The following is a 21,840-nucleotide window of genomic DNA, read 5'->3' as shown; positions in this document are numbered from 1 at the left end:
GTGAAACCTTCGCCCGAGGACTACCAGAGCTTAGATGATGAAGTGTATGACCACGCCTGCAACTTGCCTTCGACGTACTGCAGCCCCTGCTTGATGGTCCGCTGCAATGTCCGATCAGTGCAGCCCTGCCTATGTTTCACGTGAAACGTAGCCGGAGACAGTGGTTCTTGAGCTCGGGATTGAGATCCGCGATCAAGGGCTTGAAGGTAGCGGGATATTTGTTCTTTAGAAGAGGAGCGTTGGACCGTCTCTGAGGGGCTGCGGCCAGCCGTTCCACGACAGCGGAGGACTGGGTGAGGATACGAGATGCCGTTGGGCGTGGCAGGGATTCGCCGGTAAGAAGCACCATAGTTCGCTGGAGAATCCCTCGGGCTGTAGCCTTTGGACTCGATGCTCCGACTGAGCCAGCCCTCAGGCCCTGGAACGCAGGAGTGCTCCTTTGTGGATGGGGCCGACGAGGTCGGAAGAAGGCCGTGCAGTACGAGCCGACCGTGCAAAGGCCGCTCAGAGTCGCAAGGCAGGGCTCCGGGCGTAGCTGGGTCCTGGTCACAGGCCACGGCTCCCCCGAGCGTGACTGGTCTCTTCTTAGGGCGCCCCTGCAGGCGACTCCCCTAGGCGTGGCCGCGGCTGATGCGCAATCCTAAGGATTAGCTGCTGCGATACGCACGACCCGTTGAGTTGGCTGGGCGCAACCCAGAGAGCGCCTAGCCTGAACCATCCTCAGCAGCGCTACTAGCGATTAGCTGTCATTGCTATTTGAGGAACCGCAGCTTCGAGTTTCTCTGGAGCCTAGAGATGATGGGGTTTTGGTGAGTCGACCCCAGAATCGTCGGACGCTCTTACGCCTCTCAACGCGCGGAACAGTGATGGTACGCGGCGCGATACTGGGAGACTCTACGTCTGATGCGATATTGCATTGACCGTGCCCAGCCTCGGGTGGACGCTCCCCCGGAGGATGGCTGCGTAGGTACTCGGATGACCAGACGATATGTCCGGGAGTTGCGGAAAGCCGCCTGCTTGACGACTGCCCGTCTGCTTGACGTCCGCCTGGATGCCCTACATGTGTCTAGTTGCCTTACGTGTGCCCAGACGATGGCGGTGGGCGGGCTGGAGCTTGGCGGTGTCTCCTGCGCACCCGTCTGACGTCCTCCGCATAAGAGAGCTGCGGCATTGTGCCCACTTCTGTGGCTTGGTCCCAGAGCTCCTACCACCTTCCTTTGCCGACGGCGCAATCCTGACGGCTTGATGCGGGCCTGACGGCGTGACGCGAGTCCGTGAAAGATCTGATGTCGTGAGGTAGGTCTCAGTGATGAGGCAGAGATGATGCGAGCGTCCTGGCGTATCTACTAACGACCGTAGACGTGGACTAGCTTGCGTTCGGGACTGGGCGGTACATGCCGTCTGTACCGCAGCCCGCGGCCCTGCTTCCGATGTTTCACGTGAAACAGCATCTGGTGAAGAAGAGTAGAGACTCGTTCTTATCATTGAGCCCGGCAGGACTGCATGTGGATGGCGCCAGCTCATACCGTCCGGCCGTGGATAAGCCTGTGGATAACCTTGGGGATAAGACATGAGTCCATGTGAGCTCACCGGGCACGTCTTCACCGGGGTGCTATGACGGGAAGGGCTCAACGAACAGCCGTGGTTCAATGTCCACGTTTATCGAAGGCTGCGAGATTAGATCGCATCGCACTGCGTCGTCTGTGAAGGCGAAATCAGCTGTATTCTGAGAAAATTGTGGCACCTGAGGGCGAGTGCCGCGTCTGAGGGCCAGAGGCCAGCTCGATGCGGATATACAGCGGACCGAGGGCGGTGCTGACATGTGGGCAGGTGGATCTGTCGGATCGTCAAGACCGCGTGGATAAGCTTGTGGATAACCTTGTGAATAACTCGGGTCCGATGTGTGGATACTCATACGGTGTTTGCGGCCACCTAGGCCTCAGGGGACGGGTGAGCTCGGAGCGATCCGGCCTACTTGAATGACTGCAGGGACGACCACTGCCAAGTGGAACTCACCCTCGGGGCCGGGAAACTCCCCCGGCTAATGGATGGAGATGAAGCAGGACCGGGGGCGGAATGCACGACGGTACGACAACCCTAGGTGGCCCCAACCCGCGGTACCAGGAATGAGCAGGATAGTTGTTGTCCCGCATCACAATCATCGGATGTCTCATACGCGGCCTCGTCTGCGCTCATCCACGTACTTCATAACAGATCTCGACCTGAAGGAGGCAGTCTCGGCGAGCCAACGGTTGTGTGACCTCTTCAAGACCGGAACTGGGACTCCAAGGAAGGTACGGTCCGCTCCTAGGGGTGGCCCCCTCCGCGGATTCTCGATGTTTCACGTGAAACAAGGGTGGCAGGCAGTCACACGATTCGGATCTGAAGTGCCTAGCTGAGCAGGCTGCGGATCCCAGCCCACATCTCGACGCGACTTCAACGCGCTGGCACGTGGCTCCGGGTGATGCCACGTAATGTGTAGCCGTGGATGAAATGCCACGCCACAGGCGACATTCCACCATCAGGACCGGGCACACCCGGCCCTAGGGCGACTCTGGAGACAGAGGGATTCAACCGCCAATGCGACGAACGAGGCTATCGAGTTGTTCGCTGTTAGGGCTGTGGAGACCTTCGGTTTCTTTGACCTTGAGTTCGGCCAAGGCACCTCTGACATGTGCCCGCTCCGTGATGGGCCGGCCTATAGGTGTTGATGAAGGACTCGCGTCCAATTCGTCCTCGTAAGTGCTGGCGGTTGTCTCACCCTTGCCCAGCCGGTAGGAATGCAGCCGCACGGATCCTCCATCTCCGTTGTAAAGCCCCAGAATACGAAGGCCGAAACGCCGGTGTACTTTAGGCTCGAGCAAGCTGGAGCGGGGCAGCGCGGTGTCCCCCACTTCAGGGTTCGATCCGGAAAAGGTCACCGGGGACCGAGCGGCGCAACAAGTTTACTCTCGACAGTCTGCATACTGGGTCCACTTATGTTTCACGTGAAACAGGGATTGAGGTGGCGTGGTTCAAGGAAGTGCCGGTATTTCGTGCTCGTTCGTTGGTGGTGAGAGGGCCGGTTGGAACTCGGGAACCCACCTTGGGTAATACCTGGGTGGAATCGTCACATCACATGTGCCCCTTCGTTCCGCTAGCGTGCCCCTCAGGGCGGGGTGCGGGAAGGAGTGGTCGATTTGGCGCGCCCGTTGACCATCGGGCTGGCCGAGTTCCGTTTATCTGATCCCAGCCGCTCAGTAGAGCTGTCGTGATCCACTTCGAGCCGGGTGAAAACTCTTCGTAGTGGCATCAGCATGGCTAGCTGAGTCTCAGACACGAAGCAGATTCTGTTTCAGCTCGACACGAAACGCTGCAGTTGATGCTCTCCTGCCGGAGGAACCGACTCTCTAGGCGCTTGAACGGACCCGGAAACTGGGTTTGACGCAGCGCTACGACGAGAGCAACCTTCTCTCACGTTGCCTGCTGCGCACGTATCGAGGCGGTGTACGGAGGGTCGCCTTTCTATGCACGGCATTCGATGCAGAAGACACCGTACGGGCCGGGCCCGATGTGCGGCCAAGTAGAGGTTCTGCGGAATACCTGAAGGGAGGCTTAGCTTGTCCATGCGTAGTAGTTCTTGGCGTGGCTATGGCGGGCGCGGCCGCGGCAACGCGTGCGCTGGTGTGCATCTTGGTCAGGCGCGTTCCGATTTGTCTCACGTTCGGCACCGGTTTAGAGTCATCGGTTGCCCGTGGAGGTCAATTCCCCGCGTTCAGACGGGGTGCGCGTGACTCAGGGGACTCTCCTGAGATCGAGGTAGATCGCGCTGTTGTCAGCGCCAATTACTCGGTTTAGAAGCGTGCGCTCAAGCTTACACGGATAGTTGATGCAATGTTTCACGTGAAACGAGTCCCCCTCGTCTATCATTCTGGACGGTTTTAGAGCCTTTGGGGACTATTTCTAGGGGCAGGGATGAAATCCAGAGCAGTCACTCGGGCTCGAGTGCGGCGCGGGATGCTCTTTCTGCTGCGATCTGAAGCGATGCTGACGGCAGACAGAAGTATGTTTCACGTGAAACCGGATGTCGCAGCACATAGCTGGCTGGTACTGACTGACTAGTTCCTAACGTGATAACACGCTTCTCGTTGGTCGGGGATGTCCACGAGGAAGGGGTGAAGTGATTGCAGGAATGCCGTAGCAATTCCTGGAGTGCTTTTGGGAAGACGCATCACATAGAAGATTTAAGCACGGGGCACCTCTGTTAGAGCCCAGACGCATAGCGCGCATCCCACGATCCAGCCAGGAGATCTCCCATGAGACGAGCCACGCGGAGCGATTTGAATGGCGCGAGCTGAGCCACGAGGACGCGTTGGTGCCGGTCTTGACGGAAGAGTCGACGAGTCATGACTGTCCGCGGGCCCTGAAGCGCGGTTGGCATTGAAGCACCCTAGAACGTTCTCGGACCCCGGGAGGCGCTAAATGGCGTCGAAATGTCCCGCAGGAGCGCACCGGAAAATCACCACTCCCTGACTATCCTCTGCGGTCTACCTTTGCGAACCAGCGGCTGACCCAGGAACTCTGAACGAAGCTACTCTCATGAGCCGGCGAAAGACTGCGAAGCCCTCGACGTCCGCGGGGACCGTTTCACGTGAAACCACCCACCACGATTCAGCAGCACCGTGGCTGAGAAGCGCTCCGCCCTAAGCGTTTCACCGCCATACGGGTACCTCATACCCATCCAAACACCAGACCGCTCAGGGAAAGCTCGTCCACGGCATAGAGCACGCAAAATAAACCGAAGTGAATTTATTTCAAAGAAAAACATCAAAGACCGGCGGCTCCACTCCCGTAGGAGCGGAACCGCCGGCCTTCTGAGCCCGGAAGACTAGGACAGTACGTCCGCGAATTCCTTTTCAAAGAACTGCTTCGGCTTGGCGCCGATGACGGTGCTCTTCACTTCGCCTCCGCTGAACAGGTATACAGCGGGAATGGAAGTGATGCCGTACTCGGCGGCAATGGCGGGGTTGTCGTCTACGTTCAGTTTCACGACGTCCACCTTGTCGCCGTACTCGACAGAGATCTCATCGAGGATCGGGCCGAGCTTGCGGCAGGGACCGCACCACTCTGCCCAGAAGTCAACGATGACAGGCTTCTCGGAAGCCAGGACATCGGTGCTGAAGCTTGCGTCGGTAACGTCTTTAGCGTTGCTCATAACTCTTCCCTTCTTTTGGTTGCGATGAAGCTTAGGAGTTCAGGTCGGCCAGGTAGTGCTCTACATCCAAGGCAGCTACACAACCGGAGCCGGAGGCGGTGATTGCCTGGCGGTACGTGGGGTCGATGACGTCGCCGGCAGCGAAGACACCCTTGATGCTCGTGCGTGAACTACGGCCCTCAACAGCGATGGTGCCCTCAGGAGTCAGTCCCACCTTCCCCTTCACCAGGTCGGTGCGGGGATCGTTGCCGATAGCCACGAAGACACCGGTGACAGCGAGTTCGGACTCAGTACCGTCAACCACGTTCTTCAGCTTCAGCCCGGTGACCTTTTCGCCGCCGAGAACATCCTCGACTGCGGTGTTCCACAGGAAGTTGATCTTCTCGTGGGCAAGAGCACGGTCTGCCATGATCTTGGAAGCCTTGAGGGTGTCGCGACGGTGCACCACCGTGACGGACTTGGCGAACTTGGTCAGGAACAATGCTTCTTCCATTGCGGAGTCGCCACCACCAATAACAGCGATGTCCTGGTCCTTGAAGAAGAAACCGTCACAGGTTGCACACCAGCTGACTCCGTGGCCGGAGAGGCGCTTTTCGTTCTCCAAGCCCAGCTCGCGGTAGGCAGAACCGGTGGACAGGATAATGGCCTTGGCCTGGAAGGTCTCCCCCGTCCCGATCGTGACCTTCTTGATGTCGCCGTCGAGATCCAACGCGGTGACGTCCTCGAAGAGGATCTCGGTACCGAAACGTGCGGCCTGCTTCTCGAAGTTTTCCATGAGATCCGGGCCCATGATGCCCTCGGGGAAACCAGGGTAGTTCTCAACGTCAGTGGTGTTCATGAGTTCGCCGCCTGCGGTGACGGAACCGGCAATGAGCAGAGGCTTCATGTTGGCGCGAGCGGTGTATACGGCAGCTGTGTAGCCGGCCGGGCCTGAGCCTACGATGATGACGTCACGCACCTGCGATGCGTTGTTTTCTGCAATGCTCACGTGGCGTGAACCTCTTTCCTGATCGATGCTGCGGCTTTCGGGGCAGCCACCTGACTCAACCCCGGCAACTGTTCAAATATTCCGTTGCTTCAGGGGACGCGAAGGGACCCCAAAAGCCACCATCATTCAGGGTACCGGTTGAAGGGGCGCTGAATCGAAGCGGTGACGCCAATGTAGGTAGCAGTAGGGGCCGTTCTGACGAATCAAAACGGCCCCTACTGCGACTTAGTTGGGTGGAGCTACTGGACGGTGACCTCAGCCAACCGCAGTCCGTAGCCGAACCGGGTCTTGGGGGCAGCCAGCTTGGGCAGCGACTTGATGACCACAATGACGTACTGGGTCTGTGTCGGCGCCGCCAGTGGCATGGTCAACTCAGGCGACGTGAAGCTGTTGGTGCCCACCAGCTTGGCGCCATCCATCGCCGGACGGTCGTTGGTGAAGACGCTGATGCTGCCGCCGGATCCGCCCAGCTGGTTAAGGACAACCGACTTAACCTCTGCCGGTTCCTTGAGCTTGATGACGAGCGGCATCTCCCCCGAGAGTCCGCCCCAGTCCGGAGTAGCGAATTCCATGTCGGACCAGTAGCTGGCAGCGTTGCCGTCGAAGGCCTTGGGCAGATCCTTGTCGAACGTCGCTGCGAAGTCGAAAGTACCGAGGCGGGTGATCGAGTCAACGGCCGGCGGCGCCGAAGGGGCTGAGCTCTCGGTCGGTGTCGGTTCCTGGGACTGCGTGCCCGTAGCCGGCGGCTCGGTGGTGGTTTGGGCAGCCGTAGGCTGGGAGCTCGGCAGGAGGCTGCCCAGGTTCGTGACAGCCAGGACCAGACCAACAATGAGCACGGCAGCCAGGAGCCCACCTACCAGCCAGCGCAGCGACCGCGGCTCCTTGGCGGGCGCTTCGTCTTCGTAAACCTCGTCATCGTAGTCTTCGTCCACCACGGCGGCGGAAGCGGGGAAGCTACTTGCCGCACGGTCATATCCGGGGTCGGTGGTGTTTGAACCCGCAGCACCCCCCGCAGCACCATAGTCTTCCTCGGACCACAGTGACACCTTCGGTTCGGCAGCCGGTTCGCGGGGAGGCTGGGGTGCGGTCTGTGGCTTGCTCACAGGCGCAGGAGGCGGCGAAGAAACCGCCTGGGTCGGCGGCTCCACGTCGTTACCCGCGGCTCCGTTCCCGGCAGCGCCAGCGGCCACACCGGCGTCGTGGTTCTTGGTACCTGCCTGCTTCAGGGCAGCAGCGGCAGCGGCTCCTGCTGCTCCCGCTCCGGCAGCCGCGGCAGCGATCTTGGCCCCAAAACCCTTTGCGGACCCCGGGCTGGCCTCAGGCCTCGGCGGAACTGCGGGCGCGGCAGGAACTTCTGCGTCACCCTCCCGGTGGATGGGGTAGCCATCGCGGTCATATTGGATGTATTCGGCCTCGTGCTCGTCGTCCTCGTAGAGGCCGTCATAGGTTTCGGGCTCGTAGGTACGGGACTGGCCGAAGATTTCGCTGCCGAGGGTTTCGGTGAAGAACGGCTCAACGTACGGGGGGTTGGTGGCAACCACCAGGTCCAGGAGATCCGGAGCCGTACTGTGGTTGGTGATCAGGTAGGTGGTGTTGTCGCTGACGCCGAGGTCCAGGATCTGCACGTGGCCAGGACGTTCCCCCGTAGCCACTTCCCGTGCGCTCTGGGCTACCTGCTCTGCGTTTCCCGGCCCGGCAACAAGAATGCTCACGGGACGGTTGAGAACCTGGTCGACGCCGTCGAGCACCAGATCTTGGTCATGCGAGGTCAATACGGTGGCTGTGACTTTATAGCGGCCGCCAAGCACTGATCCGACGTCGATCGGGTGGGACACGTGTTCCTCCTAGGCTGTCCGGGAGCTGCGGGTCCTGCAGGCGGCACGCCCACTGAGCCGGGCCGAACCGCTTTTGCAACTACCAATATTCGTTTCTAGCCTAGCCGATAGCCACCCGGCGCCCGTGTTGACGGCACCGGTTTACTTGCTTCCTTGGTCCTCGGACGGGAAGTAGGGATTCTGCCCGGCCTCCCCTTGGTAAGTCCTGCGCCCCGGGAGCGGCACCTGCGGACGGAACCGTCCGCCCTTAGCGGTGCTGGGTACGTCCTCGTCCGGAAGATACTCGGAGGCCCCCGGCACTTCAGGGTGCTGTTCAGCCGACTGTTGTGGTTCCACAGCCGGCCCGGCGCGGAAGGATGCGGCGTCGAACTCGCCCGAGATGCGTGGAATCAGGCCGGTATCGTCGGAAACCGTGGCGCGTGCCGGCGTCGTGCTTTCTTGTTCCTGGTCCCGTCCACCAGCACTGACGGGCACGCCGCGGCCGAAGCGTCCCAGGAGCGGTCGCATGAGGTCGCGCAGTTCGGTGACCCGGAAGGCCTTCAACAGCAGGAGGTAGGCAACCAACATGACAGGCCCGACGACGACCACCGTCACCACTGCGGCGGGGCGGCTGCTCCACGCAAAACCGTCGGCACGGTAGCTGCCCAGGAGCCACAGGGCCAAAGCGCCTGCCAGGGCGGATCCCAATCCCGCGTAACCCATGCGGATATAGGAATTGGCAATGCGCGGACCGTCGAGGTGGCCCAGCATGCGGCGAAGGAAGACGACGCTGATCACGACGGAAAGTATGTTGCCCAAGGTATATAGGACGGCGATCGCGTAGATGATCTGGCCGACGGGCAGGAACTGGATGACGAAGGCCCCCACCACGTAGACCACGGCCAACAACAACTGGACGTAGAGGGGCGTGCGGGCGTCCTCGTTGGCATAGAAGACGCGCGACATCATGAAGTTCGCGCTCATGAACGGCGTGCTGAGTGCCAGGATAGTGAGGGTCTGCGCCAGCATGACGCCGTCCTGGGGTTCACCGCCGGAGAAGAACATGCCCAGTGGTCCGGCAAGCGCGAACAGCGCCAGCGCCCCGAAGACCGTAGCGACTGCCATGGTCCGAAGACCGTGGGAAAGGGCGTCACGCAGTTCGTCCTTGTTCCCGTCCTGGGACGCCCGGGTCATGCGGTTAAAGAGGACAGTGGCCAGGGACAGCGCGATGATGGAGTGCGGCAGCAGGTACAACTGGCTGGCGACTTCGAGGATGGCGTTACCGGGAAGCGTGGAGGCCGCGGTGGTCTCCCCCGCATTGGCAAGGCGCAAACGCTCGGCGCCGGGGATGGTGGCCACCTTCATGACGTACAGGAAGGCCAACTGCCCGACGGCGGCGGTCAGCAGCGTCCAGACGCTCAACTTGGCGGCCTGGCCAAGTCCCACGCCACGCCAACCGAAGCGGGGCCTGAGGCCAAGCTTCAAGCGAATGACAGGGATCATCAGGATGGCTGTTTGGGCCACGACGCCGATGGTGGAGAACCCTGCCACAAGGAAAGTCTGCGTGGGGCCCCAGTTGTCCAGGGTGTGCGGATTGGTGGCGTTGGCGCCGAGGAGCCAGATGAACATCCCCAAGCCGGCGATGGCTACGAGGTTGTTGAGGATCGGCGCCCACATGGCAGGTCCGAAGGCGCCGTGCGCGTTCAGTACCTGCGTCAGGAGTGCGTACAGGCCATAGAAGAAGATCTGCGGCAGGCACCAGAACGCAAAAGTGACAGCCAGTGCCTTTTGTTGTTCCGAGTAGCCCTGGGTAGTGAGTTCGATGACCAGCGGCGCAGCCAATGTGACGAGCGCCGTGAGGGCGAGCAGGAGCAGCACCGCGAGGGTCAGGAGCCGGCTGAGGTAGTCCGCTCCACGGTCGGGGGCTTTGCTGGCCTTGATGATCTGGGGAACCAGGACGGCGTTGAAGACACCGCCGGCTACCAGGAGGAAGATCAGGTTGGGCAGGTTGTTCGCGTTGATGAACGTGTCAGTGACCGTGGATCCGAGGCCCAGGGCGGCGGCCAGCATCCAGGTTTTGGCGAAGCCAAGGACCCGGGAGACCAAGGTTCCAGCCGCCATAATGGCGCTGGAACGGGCTTCACCGGATTGAACGGACTGGGTGGTTTTGGCTTCAGACATCGCCTTTATCGTCCCACGTCGAGGGGCTCAGAGGTGTTCCGGCAGCACTTCCCGTGCCAGATCGGCAATGCGGCGCTCATTGGGGAACGACAGTTTGCGTGCCAGTTCCTGAATAGGAACCCATGCTGCGTCCACCGCTTCCTGGTCCGGATCGTTCTCAATGGTCAGTTCCCCGCCCGTTGCCCGCAGGAGGAAGTGATGGACGGTCTTGTGGACGCGGTGGCCACTCACAGTGAACCAATAATCGATGCTTCCCAGCGGGGCCAGGATGCTGCCCTCGATGCCGGTCTCCTCCGCGATCTCGCGGACAGCGGCTTCCTCATTGTTCTCCCGGCCCTCAGGGTGTCCCTTCGGCAGGCACCATTCAAGCCGGCCACCCCTATTAAGGCGGGCGATAATCGCAACCCTCAGTTCGCCGTCGGACGTATCTACTACGACGCCACCGGCCGAGATTTCCTCAACGGTGGGAAGCGAGGCCTGGACCGGGTGCTGCGGGGCAGGCGCGACGTGCGCTCCGATTGCCGACGGCAACGGTGCGTTTGTCCTCCTGCCAGGAGCGCTCGGGATCGGGTTGGCCATGAAGTCCACTCTAACGACTCTTGCCCGGGAGTGATGACCGGGACATGGCCGCAAGATGGACTGGAAACGACGGCGGTTGCATTTGACGCCTGGTCTGGCCCAATGCGGCCCAAAAATCTGCCAAGCTTAAGGGACTATGGCGCACGTATTGGACAGCTCTTCTGTTAACTTCACCATCGATCCGGTGGTGCTCGACCTCGGGCAGCGCTTTGTCGATGCCGGATTCGAGCTGTCCTTGGTCGGTGGGCCTGTGCGTGACCTGTTCCTCGGCCGGACCTCCCCCGATCTCGACTTCACTACCGATGCAACACCGGACCAGACCATCTCGGTCATCAAGAAGTGGGCAGATAACTTCTGGGAGATCGGACGGGCGTTCGGCACGATCGGGATGAGGAAGGACGGCTTCCAGATCGAGGTCACCACCTACCGCGCGGAGGCCTACGATCCCGACTCCCGCAAGCCCGTGGTGGCGTTCGGCAACTCGCTGACCGATGACCTCCTGCGCCGGGACTTCACTATCAACGCCATGGCCCTGCGGCTCCCGAGCCTGGAACTCGTGGATCCCTTTGGCGGCGTACGCGACCTGCACGCTTCCGAACTCTCCACCCCGGGCGCGCCGGAGGCCTCCTTCTCGGATGATCCGCTGAGGATGATGCGCGCTGCCCGCTTTGCATCCCAGCTGGGGGTTTCCGTCCACGATGACGTCCGGCACGCCATGACCCACATGGCTGAACGGATCAAGATCATTTCCGCAGAACGCGTTCGCGACGAACTGGTCAAGCTCATCAACGGCGCCCATCCGCGGGTTGGCGTGGATTTGTTGGTGGACACGGGACTGGCCGAGTTCGTGCTCCCTGAGGTCTCCGCCTTGCGGCTTGAATCCGATGAGCACCACCGTCACAAGGACGTATACCAGCACTCGCTGCAAGTCCTGGAGCAAGCAGCGGCCCTGGAAACGGACCGGGACGGAGCCGTGCCCGGACCCGACTTCGTGCTGAGGTTTGCGGCCTTGATGCACGACGTCGGCAAGCCGGCTACGCGCCGCTTCGAACCCGGCGGCGCGGTGAGCTTCCGCCACCACGACGTAGTAGGTGCCAAGCTGACGGCCAAGCGGATGAAGGCCCTGCGGTTCGACAACGACACCATTAAAGCGGTGGCACGCCTGGTTGAACTCCATATGCGCTTCTACGGATACGGCGACGCCGGATGGACCGATTCCGCCGTCCGCCGCTACGTGACCGACGCCGGACCCCATTTGGAACGACTCCACCGGCTGACCCGATCCGACGTCACCACGCGCAACCAGCGCAAGGCCGACCGTCTGGCCTTCGCGTACGACGACCTCGAACAGCGGATAGCCGCCCTGTTGGAACAGGAATCCCTGGCTGCCATCCGTCCCGATCTTGACGGTGCACAAATCATGGCGCTCCTGGGACTCAAGCCCGGACCCGTGGTTGGGCGGGCTTACAAGTTCCTCCTTGAGGAACGCATGGAGCACGGGCCGCTCGCTCCCGAGGAAGCCGAGTCCAAGCTTCTGGCATGGTGGCAGGAACAGCCGGAGTCCGCCGTCGTCGAACCTTCAACCGAAACAGAGGAGTCCTAATTGAACGCGATCTCCCCGCGCCCGCAACTGTGGATCCTTCGCCATGGCGAGACTGAATGGTCCAAGAGCGGCCAGTACACCGGGTTGACGGACCTTCCCCTGACGGTGGAGGGCGAGCAGCAGGCCGTCGAGGCGCGCAAGGTGTTGGAAGGCATCGACTTCGACCTGGTGCTCACGTCACCGTTGCGCCGCGCCCGGCGTACCGCGGAGTTGGCCGGCTTTCCGGACGCAGTCCACGAGCCCTTGGCCGTGGAGTGGAATTATGGGGATTACGAGGGCATCAGCTCCGACCTCATCCGCAAGGACAACCCGGACTACCTCATCTGGACCGACGGCGTGCCCAACGGGGAAACCCTGGACGAGGTGGCTGCCCGGGCCGACAAAATCATCGGCAGGGTCCTTGAATCCGGAATGGACAATGTCCTGGTGGTTGCGCACGGCCACTTCTCCCGCATCCTGACCGCCCGTTGGCTGGAAATGGACGCCAAAGAAGGGCGGCATTTCCTGTTGGGAACCGCGAAGGTATGCACTCTTGGGTGGGACAAGCGGACACCGGCGATTATCCGCTGGGGCCTCTGAGGAAAGAATTTCCAAATAATTTTGGGAATTTCCCAATTCCTGCTGGTATTTATGTCGGTGCTGCTGTACCTTGAATCTTGTTCCCAGAGCGTCTTGCCGGGAACGCGGCGTGCTTTCCCGGGTTAGTCAGTCCGGTTGAAGGCCATGACAGGTCGGCAACGGCCAGAGAAGGAGGTTGGGAAAATGATTACTTTGACTAGCGGATGGAAGATGACTTTCATTGCTGCCCCGGCCTCTGCTGTTGTCGCGCGCCGTCTTCGGAATCACCGGCACTAAAGATCTACCGGACCGGCGTTGACGCCGGCGGAGATTGGATCCTGTCCCTGCATCCCGGGGGGACAGCAGTGCGTTGTTCCCATGAGCGGAGCCCGGAAGCCGGGTACGCAGTTTCCCCATAGTTCAGAACCAGCTTCTTGTTGGGTGATTGCCGGCCTTTGCATGCAATTCCTCCTCCGGCTCCTGAATTAGTCCGCTCTCCCTTTTAATCCATTTGGGATATTTTCTGCCCAATGATGCCCGGATTCTTTTGTGAATTCAAAGGCTCTAATTGGCATGCCCAAATACTGAACAAACAATGAAAGGAGGTGAATCTGATGGCAAAACGCCCCGAAGACCTGCGAGTTCACAAGAGCAGCGATGCTCCCAAGAACCGCACCCTGTTTAACGGTCAGTTGCTGGATCAACACCGCGAAGACGTTTACGTGGTCCTGCACCAGATGGGACTCATCCGCTGACATCGTTCAGCCACTGCAAAGGAGCTCCCATGGCGTACGCTCATGCCGAACCCCGGGAAGCCCACGCGGCTACGCGTGGGCTTCCCCCTTTTAAGGAAGCCTGTCCAGGAAGTGCATTCCGGGCGCGGGGAAGTGACTGACGGACCGGCGTCGACCGATCGAAGCGTGGTCCACGCGGTGACGCCCCCGCCCGGCCGGACTGTAAGCTCGACTCATGCAGGAGACGAAGCCGCACCAGCAGCGAAAACGTGCCCGCTTTGTGGTTCCCAGCCGCAACGATTCCCTGCTCCGCAACTTCACCGAAGTAGTTGGTGGACCCATGGGCCGCCACTCTGCCCCCGGCGAGGTCTCCCCCGGGCCGTTCACCGTTGAGCGGGTCCTTGTCATCCTGACCGTGGTCGCCGCCTTGATCGCTGTGCTGGCCAAAGACTATTGCCGCGTCAACGGCTGGGAAACACCGTCACAGTTCTACGCCACCTGCTACTCCGACTTCCCCGAACTGTTCAAGAACCGCGGCCTCGGAGACGGCGTTTTTCCCTTCTTTACCCAGGGAAGCTTGTTTGAGTATCCGGTCCTGATGGGAATCATCGCGGGGCTCACTGCCCTGGTGGTTCCGGGCAATGGTCCAGGGCCGGAACGCATCCTGGGGTACTTCGATGTCAACGCCACGCTGATCGTAGCCATCTGGATCGTCACCGTGTTGCTGACAGCGCGCATGAACAAACGGCGGCCTTGGGACGCCGCCATGGTGGCCGTGGCGCCCGGCATCATCCTGGCCGGGTTCATTAACTGGGATATGTGGGCGGTCGGACTACTTGCCTTGGCCATGTTCCTGTTCTCGCGGAACAAACCCGTCCTGGCAGGCATCTGCATCGGCTTGGGGACCGCCACCAAGCTCTATCCGGTCCTGATTCTCGGGGCGGTTTTGGTGCTCGCCATCCGGAGCGGGAAGCTGCGGACATTCTTCACCACCGCGGGTGCGGCGCTTGCCGCCTGGCTTGCGGTCAACCTTCCCATTGCCGCGATGAACCCGTCCGGGTGGCAGTACTTCTTCGAATTCACGCAGGACCGGCCGGCCGGCTATAGCTCTCCCTGGTTCGCCTACAACCTGGCGGCGGAGAGGCTGCAATGGACCCAGCTCACCGCCTCCACCATTAATTCCCTGGCGTTGAACCTGTTCATTGTTGCGTGTGTCCTGGTCGGCATGCTGGCGTTGACAGCCACCCGGAGGCCAAGGCTCGCCCAGCTGGCCTTCCTGATCGTGGGTGCCTTCATCCTGACCAACAAGGTTTACTCCCCGCAGTTCGTCATCTGGCTTATTCCCCTCTTGGCACTGGCCAGGCCCCGCTGGCGTGACTTCCTGATCTGGCAGGCAGCAGAAGCCCTGCACTGGGGGGCCATCTGGATGTACCTCGGGCAGGCAACCAGTGGCGGCGCAGCCCAGCACAATATCGATATGTCCGCGTACGTCCTGGCCGTCATCCTGCACATGGCCGTGACTGCGTACCTGATGGCACGGGTCGTCATGGACGTCCTGGACCCGTCGCAGGATCCCCTGCGGAGCCACGGAGACGACGATCCCCACGGTGGTCCGTTCAACGGCGCCAAGGACTGGTTGAGGGTCAACCTCCGGCATCCATCGCTATCGGTACGTCCGTGGTCCCGCAAAGAACCCCGATCAGTGGAGGTGGGCAGCGATGGTTGATGTCGCCGTCGTAGGTTCCGGTCCCAACGGTCTTGCTGCTGCTGTGGTGATGGCCCGGGCCGGTTTGGACGTACACGTCTACGAAGCGGGTGCCACGATCGGGGGTGGCACAAGGACCTCCGAGCTGATCGAGCCGGGGCATTTCCATGATGTCTGCTCGGCGGTGCATCCGATGGCTGTTGCATCGCCGTTCTTCAAGGACTTCGAGCTTGCCAAACGCGTTGAGCTGGTGGTCCCTGAAGTGCAGCATGGTACGCCGCTGGATTCAGGAGGTGCCGCGGTGGCGTACCAATCGCTGGAGCGTACTGCGTTGGAACTCGGCAACGACGGTGCGGCCTACCGGCGCCTGCTTGAGCCGCTGCTGAACCGCGTGGACGGAATAGTGGACTTTACGTCCTACCAGCTGCTGCGTGTGCCGCGCGATCCCCTGGCAGCTGTGCAGTTGGGACTCGCAACCCTGGATCAGGGTTCGCCGCTCTGGAACCGGCGCTTCCGCGAGGACGCAGCACCGGCCCTGCTGACGGGCGTCATGGCGCATGCAGTCTCGGCATTGCCCGCCCTGACCGCTACCGGTGCCGGCCTGATGCTGGCTGTGTTGGCCCACGCCGGTGGTTGGGTCATTCCGACGGGAGGGTCGGCCTCCATCGCACAGGCCATGGCCGATGACGTGGTGGCGCACGGCGGAACCATCCATACGGGACAGGCTGTGGAGTCACTGGACCAGGTGCGTCCGGCCCAGGCCATCCTGCTTGATGTGGCGGCGCCTGCGCTGCTTCGCCTGGGTGGATCCGAGGTGCCGGACAGGTACCGGCGTGCCTTGGAAGCATTCCGTTTCGGAAATGCCGCCTGCAAAGTGGACTTCATTCTTTCCGCACCCGTTCCTTGGCGCGATGCTGCCCTGGCGAAGGCAGGAACGGTCCACGTGGGCGGATCCAGGACCGCAATGGCTGAATCCGAGAACCTCGTGGCCATGGGAAAGCATCCCGGCGAACCCTACGTCCTGGCCTCCCAGCCATCGCTGTTCGATTCATCGCGGGCACCCCGGGGAAAGCACATCCTGTGGACCTACTGCCACGTGCCCAAGGGTTCCACCGTGGACATGGGTGAGGCCGTCATCTCCCGCATCGAACGCTACGCCCCCGGCTTCCGGGATGTGGTGGTGGCATCAAAGACCACGACGGCGGTGGAACTGGCCGACTACAACCGCAACTACGTGGGTGGGGACTTCAGTGCGGGGCAGATGGACCTGCTGGGACTCCTTCGAAGGCCCGTAGTCTCCCCCGTCCCGTGGCGCACTCCCCTTCCCGGGGTGTACCTGTGTTCCTCCTCCACGTCCCCGGGACCGGGCGTCACCGGCATGCCCGGATACAACGCCGCCAAATATGCCCTTAAGGACATATTCAATAAACGCGTACCCGGGCTTGGCCTGGTGTCCTGACGGTTAGTTTGCTGCGGTGAACCGGGTGCGGCGGTGGCTCGGAGACTCGATCTCGTCCAGCATCGCGACTGCGTAATCCTGCGAGGAGATGGACGCTCCGGCCGGTGTATCCCTGGCCACCTTGTATGCGCCTGTGCGTTCTCCCGGCTGGATCACCGGGGCGGGAGCAAGGACAGTCCAGTCGAGTTCTTCCGGTGCCTCACGGACTACCTCCAGTGCTTTCGCTGCGGTAGTGGCCTCGGCTTTGTAAGCTTCGGGGAACTCAGGTGAGTCGAGCAGGCGGACCCCGTCCACCTCGAGCGTGCCGGCACCGCCAACGATCATCAGGCGGGTGCCCGCGGCGTTGCTGTAGGCCGTGGACATGGCCTCGAGCCACTCGGCGTGGTCGCCGCCGGTGCGGCTGGGGCCCGTCGCCAGCACAACGACGTCGTGGTCCCTGGCCACTGTGGAAAACGCCTGGCTGTCAGCTTGGTCGGCGGCCTTCGAGGTGGCTCCGGGGACTTCGGTGCCACTGCGGGAGATGGCCGTGACGTCATGACCACGGCTGAGGGACTCCTTGACGATCTCGCTGCCGACCATTCCGCTTGCGCCATATACTGCGATTTTCATAGCTCTCCTCGGTTGCTAAGCTGGTGATGAACCAAAAGTATCTTTCTGATACTGATAGCTTCAAAGGAACCTAGTTACCTCGTGGATACCTCCAAACTGCCGGCAAACGTCTTCGATCCCAACTGCCCGTCCCGGGTGATCCTCCAACGGATCGGGGACAAATGGGCTTCGCTGGTCATTCAGGTCCTGGGCGACGGCCCGGTCCGTTTCTCCGAGTTGCGGAAGATGGTCAACGTGGTGACGCCCAAGGTGCTGACCCAGACGCTTCGGACTTTGGAGAGGGACGGGCTGATCACCCGGACCATCCACGCCCAAGTGCCACCACGCGTGGATTACGAACTCACCGAGATGGGCGCCTCCCTCCTGGAACCGCTGAGGATGTTGCGGGAGTGGGCCGAGAGTCACGTTCCCGCCATCCTCGAAGCACGCGATGCCTATGAAGAGGAGCAGGACAAGGCGGTGCTGGGCCCCGCAGGAGGCTAACTCATCTGCGTGGAAGGGATGCTTTCGCGGCTGAGGCGCCCGTCCCGCATCACGGCCACCGCATCGGTCAGCGGAAGGAACTCGGTGTCGTGGGTGACCATCACGGTCGCTGTTGCGAACTCGTCCGTAATTCTTCTGAGCAACCGGACGATCGACTCACTCCGCTGGTGGTCCAGCGCGGCGGTGGGTTCGTCGACAAGGAGGACGGAGGGGTTCCGCATGAGCGCCCGGGCAATGTTGACCCGTTGACGCTGCCCGCCGGAGAGCTGATGGGGACGCTTGTCCAGGACTGAACCGAGGCCAACCGTGTCCAGGAGCTCCCGCGCTTTGCGCTGTTCTCCTGCCCCGGCCTTCCCCCGCAGATGCTCCCGCATCAGCAACTGCTCGACGGCGGTCAACGACGGCAGGAGGTTGGGTTGCTGGAAGACGATGCCAACCTTTTCACGCCGCAGCACGGTGCGTTGGGCCGGCGTGATTGCGGTGACGTCTTCGCCGTCGATGATGACGACGCCATGTGTCGGCACGATGAGCGTGGAAGCGACGGCAAGCAGCGATGACTTCCCTGAGCCGGAAGGCCCGACCACGGAGAGGAACTCACCCTGGGCAACAGTGAGGTCCACGTGGTCGAGTGCTTTAAGGGTGGAAGAACCGTCCGCGTACTCCAGCGAGACGTTGACAAGGCCAAGGGCTGACATTGGACATATACCTTTCGTGGAATGAATTAGTTGCCGCCGAGGGCAAGCAATGGATCGACCTTGGTGACGCGTCCAACGGCCAGGACCGCTCCGGCCAATCCCAGGACCACAATGCCCATTACGGGAAGCAGAGTGGTCAACGGGGTGATCAGGAAGGGTGCAGCTTGTGCGGCAGCCGTACCGCCGATCAACCCCAGCAGTCCGCCCGCACCAGCCCCGGCACACAGCACGATTGCCGCCTGGGCCAACGCATCACGCAGGACGTAACCCGTTGATCCCCCAAGAGCCCGGAGAACGGCAATGTCCCGGGTCCGCTGTACGGTCCACACAGTCAGGAAAGCCATGATTACCAAGGCCGATATGCCGTAAAGAAATGCCTGCATCAGCATGAGTGAGCCGTTTTCGCTCTTGTAGGAACCGAGGGCCTGGAAAGATCCCTGGACGTCGCTGCTGACCGTCCCGGCCGCCGCGTTGGCGGCTTGGATATCCAAGGAGGTTCCGGCGTCGGACTTCACGCCCAGGACGGTTGCCGTATCAGGTGCGGAGTGCGAAATGGAGCGCCAGTCGGACAGCGTGGTCCAGACGACCGGAGTGTGTGAGTACCACTGGTCCCTCACAACGTCCGAGACCACGAACGTGTTGCCGGCGAGGCGCACGCGGCTCCCCGGCTGTACGTCCAGTTCCTTGGCCACACTCTCACTGACAACCGCTGATCCGTCATCCACATCCACCAGGTCTCCGCCGAAAACTGCCACGTTGGCTGTGCCACTAGCCTCCCCGTTTCCGTTGACCGACTGGAAGCGGGTTTGGCTGATGCCGAGTTCATGGACCGAGGCGACGCCAGGCCTTCCGCGCCACGACTGGAGCTGGTCCCTGGACACTTCGGATTCCGTATAGGACAACGTGGGTTGGCTGCCTGCGGGCGCGCCGAACACGATCTGTTGCACAGGCAACGCGGCAATGGCCGACGTGGATTGGTTGCCCAGGCCGGCAGTCAACCCGGACAACATGACGAGCAGGAGCGTTATGAGGGCCACCACGCCTCCCATGAGAGCGAAGCGGCCTTTCGCGAAACGGATGTCGCGGATGGCAAGAAACATTTGATTCCTTCGTATTGGTCCGGGCCTGTCCCGGCACTCCCAACTTTTCCGTTACACGCCCGCCATTCCATCGGGAACAGGGATGAACGACGGGAATCGTTGGGTTGAAGGGCGAATCAACCGAAAGGTTGATTCGGGTGCGGATCCGCCACATTCCCCCGTTCCCGCCACGGCCCGAAGATACGCTGGAAGACGTGCAGCTCCAGGAACGCGATACCCCGACTACGGCGATTCTCCGCGTGCTTCGGGTGAGCCTTCACGTGGGCTTCGCGGTTCTGCTGCTGGTCGCAGTGGTCCGGCTGCTGGCAGGACCCGGCGTGCCGCAACTTGCCCTCACAGCCGGCTTGGCACTTTCCACTGTGCTTGTAGTCGTCTACTTGACCGGGACGGTCCTGGAAAAGCGCCACGCCAACTCAGCCGAAGCTTTTGATCCCTCGCCCTACGCAGGGTGGTGGCTTGGTGCCGTCATGCTTCTGTGGCTCCTGCTCCTGCTGGTCAGCGGCGACTTCGCCTGGGTTGCCTTCCCGCTGTTCTTCCTGCAGTTGCACCTCTTGCCTCGTTCCGCCGCGCTGCTCTCGATTGCGGCTACTACCGCGCTGTTGGTGGGTGCCCTCTGGTTCCACGGCCAGGGGACGGCCGACGGCGGGCTGCAGCCGGCCATGGTTCTGGGGCCGGTGTTCGGGGCCGGCTTCGCCGTGGTCACCGGGATGGCGTATCGGGCCCTGTTCCACGAGGCAGAAAGCCAACGGCGCGTGGCGGAAGAACTCAGGCGGACCCGCGCCGAACTCGCCCGGACCCAGCACGAGGCCGGCATGGTCGGTGAGAGGGAACGCTTGGCACGCGAAATTCACGACACTTTGGCGCAGGGCTTCTCCAGCATTGTCCTCATGGGCCGATCCGCAGAGAAGGCCTTGGCTGAGGGCAATGTAGACGTTGCCCGGGAGCGGCTCAGGACGGTTCAAGAGACGGCTTCCGCCAACTTGGCCGAAGCCCGCAACTTCGTGCGGGGCCTTCGCTCCCCGGACCTCGCGGAGTCGGGGTTGGTGGACACTCTCCGGCGACTTTGCATGAAGACGGAGACTGAAGCCGCTGCCCGCGGGGCGGATCTTCGGTGCCGGTTCGAGTTGGTGGGTACGCCGGTAGAACTGCCCAACGCCTATCAAACCACCCTGCTCCGGGCCGCCCAGGCTTCCCTCGCAAACGTGTGGGCACACGCCCACGCGCGCTCCGCCGTCGTCACCTTGTCCTTTCTCGACGCGGATCCGGGCACGGAGGTGACACTGGACGTTTTCGACGACGGCGTAGGTTTCGATCCCACGACGGCGGCCGGTACGGCGCGCGGTGACGGAACCGGCGTCGGGCTTTCCGGCCTGCGGGAGCGGGTAACCGCACTCAACGGCAGCTTGGACGTTGAGTCGTCGCCGGGAGAAGGGACGGTGGTGGCCATCCGGCTGCCACTTCGAGGGAAGGATCCGGCATGAAGGACATAAGGGTCTTGTTGGTGGATGACCACCCGGTTGTCAGGGCAGGATTGCGCGCCATGTTGGCCGACTTCCCCGGGGTCGCCGTGGTGGCCGAAGCGGCTGATGGCGCCGCCGCGCTGGCTGAGTTGACCAGATTGAACACCCTGGGCGAACCCGTGCAGCTGGTGCTCATGGACCTGCAAATGGGTTCGGGAATGGACGGCGTCACCGCAACGGGAAAAATCAGGGCCGGCGAAGGCGGCAGTCCGCCGCCGCCTGTCCTCATCCTCACCACCTACGACACCGATGCGGACATCCTCGCCGCAGTGGAGGCGGGCGCAAGCGGCTACATGCTGAAGGACGCGCCACCCGAACAGATCCGGCAAGCCGTGCTGGCTGCCGCGTCGGGCGAAACCGCCTTGGCCCCGGAGGTTGCCGCCCGGCTCATGGGCCGCATCCGGAACCCATCGCCGGCGCTGAGCGGCAGGGAAGTCGAACTGCTTGAACTGCTGGCCACAGGTATGAGCAACCGTGCCCTGGCGAAGCAATTGTTTATCTCCGAGGCCACCGTAAAAACCCATCTGGTGCATATCTACGCCAAGCTCGGAGTGGACAACCGGACAGCCGCAATCGCCGCCGCAACCAAGCAAAGGATCATCAGGGGCCAGTAGGCAC

The 21,840-nt window shown here is 61.9% G+C and carries 16 protein-coding genes; 8 read left to right on the top strand and 8 right to left on the bottom strand.

Annotated elements, in window-relative coordinates; translation table 11 throughout:
- Positions 1 to 4,867: 4,867 nt before the first annotated feature.
- The 5 genes from trxA to AUR_RS10440 form a co-directional block, all read right to left on the bottom strand.
- The gene (gene trxA, locus AUR_RS10460) at positions 4,868 to 5,194 is read right to left on the bottom strand and encodes a thioredoxin (RefSeq protein WP_021473158.1); all 327 of its coding nucleotides are present in this window, start codon (positions 5,192 to 5,194) and stop codon (positions 4,868 to 4,870) included.
- A gap of 31 nt (positions 5,195 to 5,225) precedes the next feature.
- Positions 5,226 to 6,182 (bottom strand): thioredoxin-disulfide reductase, encoded by a 957-nt coding sequence (gene trxB / locus AUR_RS10455; protein ID WP_062098902.1) that lies wholly within the window; start codon positions 6,180 to 6,182, stop codon positions 5,226 to 5,228.
- A 239-nt stretch (positions 6,183 to 6,421) separates the two neighbouring features.
- Complete coding sequence (locus tag AUR_RS10450) at positions 6,422 to 8,017, bottom strand: hypothetical protein (protein WP_021473156.1); 1,596 nt, start codon at positions 8,015 to 8,017, stop codon at positions 6,422 to 6,424.
- 141 nt (positions 8,018 to 8,158) lie between these two features.
- Positions 8,159 to 10,177, bottom strand: coding sequence for a murein biosynthesis integral membrane protein MurJ (murJ, locus tag AUR_RS10445; protein WP_062098900.1), 2,019 nt, complete (start codon positions 10,175 to 10,177; stop codon positions 8,159 to 8,161).
- 27 nt (positions 10,178 to 10,204) lie between these two features.
- The gene (locus AUR_RS10440; protein WP_021473154.1) at positions 10,205 to 10,708 is read right to left on the bottom strand and encodes an NUDIX hydrolase; all 504 of its coding nucleotides are present in this window, start codon (positions 10,706 to 10,708) and stop codon (positions 10,205 to 10,207) included.
- Between the two features lie 184 nt (positions 10,709 to 10,892).
- Here AUR_RS10440 and AUR_RS10435 point away from each other — a divergent pair, with 184 nt between their 5' ends.
- From AUR_RS10435 to AUR_RS10420, 5 genes are all read left to right on the top strand, one after another.
- Entirely contained in the window at positions 10,893 to 12,359 is a 1,467-nt protein-coding gene (locus AUR_RS10435; protein WP_021473153.1) for a CCA tRNA nucleotidyltransferase, read from the top strand.
- Positions 12,360 to 12,938 (top strand): histidine phosphatase family protein, encoded by a 579-nt coding sequence (locus AUR_RS10430; protein ID WP_021473152.1) that lies wholly within the window; start codon positions 12,360 to 12,362, stop codon positions 12,936 to 12,938.
- 593 nt (positions 12,939 to 13,531) lie between these two features.
- Positions 13,532 to 13,672, top strand: coding sequence for a hypothetical protein (locus AUR_RS20285; RefSeq protein ID WP_164888676.1), 141 nt, complete (start codon positions 13,532 to 13,534; stop codon positions 13,670 to 13,672).
- Between the two features lie 214 nt (positions 13,673 to 13,886).
- Positions 13,887 to 15,377, top strand: coding sequence for a glycosyltransferase family 87 protein (locus tag AUR_RS10425; RefSeq protein WP_179011281.1), 1,491 nt, complete (start codon positions 13,887 to 13,889; stop codon positions 15,375 to 15,377).
- On the top strand, positions 15,370 to 16,815 hold the full coding sequence (locus AUR_RS10420; RefSeq protein WP_062098898.1) for a phytoene desaturase family protein: 1,446 nt from the start codon (positions 15,370 to 15,372) through the stop codon (positions 16,813 to 16,815). Before AUR_RS10425 ends, AUR_RS10420 begins: the two co-directional genes overlap by 8 nt.
- Positions 16,816 to 16,818: 3 nt before the next feature.
- Here the strand turns inward: AUR_RS10420 and AUR_RS10415 are convergent, their stop codons facing one another.
- Positions 16,819 to 17,424: an NAD(P)-dependent oxidoreductase gene (locus tag AUR_RS10415; protein ID WP_021473148.1), complete on the bottom strand. Its 606-nt coding sequence runs from the start codon at positions 17,422 to 17,424 to the stop codon at positions 16,819 to 16,821.
- An 81-nt stretch (positions 17,425 to 17,505) separates the two neighbouring features.
- On the opposite strand from AUR_RS10415, the gene AUR_RS10410 reads away from it, so the two are divergent.
- Complete coding sequence (locus tag AUR_RS10410) at positions 17,506 to 17,907, top strand: winged helix-turn-helix transcriptional regulator (RefSeq protein WP_062098896.1); 402 nt, start codon at positions 17,506 to 17,508, stop codon at positions 17,905 to 17,907.
- Here the strand turns inward: AUR_RS10410 and AUR_RS10405 are convergent.
- Positions 17,904 to 18,602 carry an ABC transporter ATP-binding protein gene (locus AUR_RS10405; RefSeq protein ID WP_021473146.1) on the bottom strand — a complete coding sequence of 233 codons (699 nt, stop codon included), beginning with the start codon at positions 18,600 to 18,602 and terminating at the stop codon, positions 17,904 to 17,906. The two genes, AUR_RS10410 and AUR_RS10405, sit on opposite strands and share 4 nt — an antisense overlap.
- 26 nt (positions 18,603 to 18,628) lie before the next feature.
- Entirely contained in the window at positions 18,629 to 19,702 is a 1,074-nt protein-coding gene (locus tag AUR_RS10400) for an ABC transporter permease (protein ID WP_062098894.1), read from the bottom strand.
- Between the two features lie 194 nt (positions 19,703 to 19,896).
- Here AUR_RS10400 and AUR_RS10395 point away from each other — a divergent pair, with 194 nt between their 5' ends.
- Both AUR_RS10395 and AUR_RS10390 read left to right on the top strand, forming a co-directional pair.
- Complete coding sequence (locus AUR_RS10395; protein WP_179011285.1) at positions 19,897 to 21,183, top strand: sensor histidine kinase; 1,287 nt, start codon at positions 19,897 to 19,899, stop codon at positions 21,181 to 21,183.
- Positions 21,180 to 21,836, top strand: a complete 657-nt coding sequence (locus tag AUR_RS10390; RefSeq protein WP_021473143.1) for a response regulator — start codon at positions 21,180 to 21,182, stop codon at positions 21,834 to 21,836. Before AUR_RS10395 ends, AUR_RS10390 begins: the two co-directional genes overlap by 4 nt.
- The last annotated feature ends 4 nt before the right edge of the window (positions 21,837 to 21,840 follow it).

Origin of the sequence: Paenarthrobacter ureafaciens (assembly GCF_004028095.1) — a bacterium.
Taxonomy (GTDB): Bacteria; Actinomycetota; Actinomycetes; order Actinomycetales; family Micrococcaceae; genus Arthrobacter; species Arthrobacter ureafaciens.
The sequence above is the reverse complement of the archived record's forward strand: the minus strand, read 5'-3'. Positions and strand labels throughout refer to the sequence as shown.

Bases quoted from the DNA above. Each gene is read 5' to 3' on its own strand.
- trxA (WP_021473158.1), bottom strand. From the start codon at position 5,194: ATGAGCAACGCTAAAGACGTTACCGACGCAAGCTTCAGCACCGATGTC.
- murJ (WP_062098900.1), bottom strand. From the start codon at position 10,177: ATGTCTGAAGCCAAAACCACCCAGTCCGTTCAATCCGGTGAAGCCCGT.
- AUR_RS10435 (WP_021473153.1), top strand. From the start codon at position 10,893: ATGGCGCACGTATTGGACAGCTCTTCTGTTAACTTCACCATCGATCCG.
- AUR_RS20285 (WP_164888676.1), top strand. From the start codon at position 13,532: ATGGCAAAACGCCCCGAAGACCTGCGAGTTCACAAGAGCAGCGATGCT.
- AUR_RS10425 (WP_179011281.1), top strand. From the start codon at position 13,887: ATGCAGGAGACGAAGCCGCACCAGCAGCGAAAACGTGCCCGCTTTGTG.
- AUR_RS10420 (WP_062098898.1), top strand. From the start codon at position 15,370: ATGGTTGATGTCGCCGTCGTAGGTTCCGGTCCCAACGGTCTTGCTGCT.
- AUR_RS10415 (WP_021473148.1), bottom strand. From the start codon at position 17,424: ATGAAAATCGCAGTATATGGCGCAAGCGGAATGGTCGGCAGCGAGATC.
- AUR_RS10405 (WP_021473146.1), bottom strand. From the start codon at position 18,602: ATGTCAGCCCTTGGCCTTGTCAACGTCTCGCTGGAGTACGCGGACGGT.
- AUR_RS10400 (WP_062098894.1), bottom strand. From the start codon at position 19,702: ATGTTTCTTGCCATCCGCGACATCCGTTTCGCGAAAGGCCGCTTCGCT.
- AUR_RS10390 (WP_021473143.1), top strand. From the start codon at position 21,180: ATGAAGGACATAAGGGTCTTGTTGGTGGATGACCACCCGGTTGTCAGG.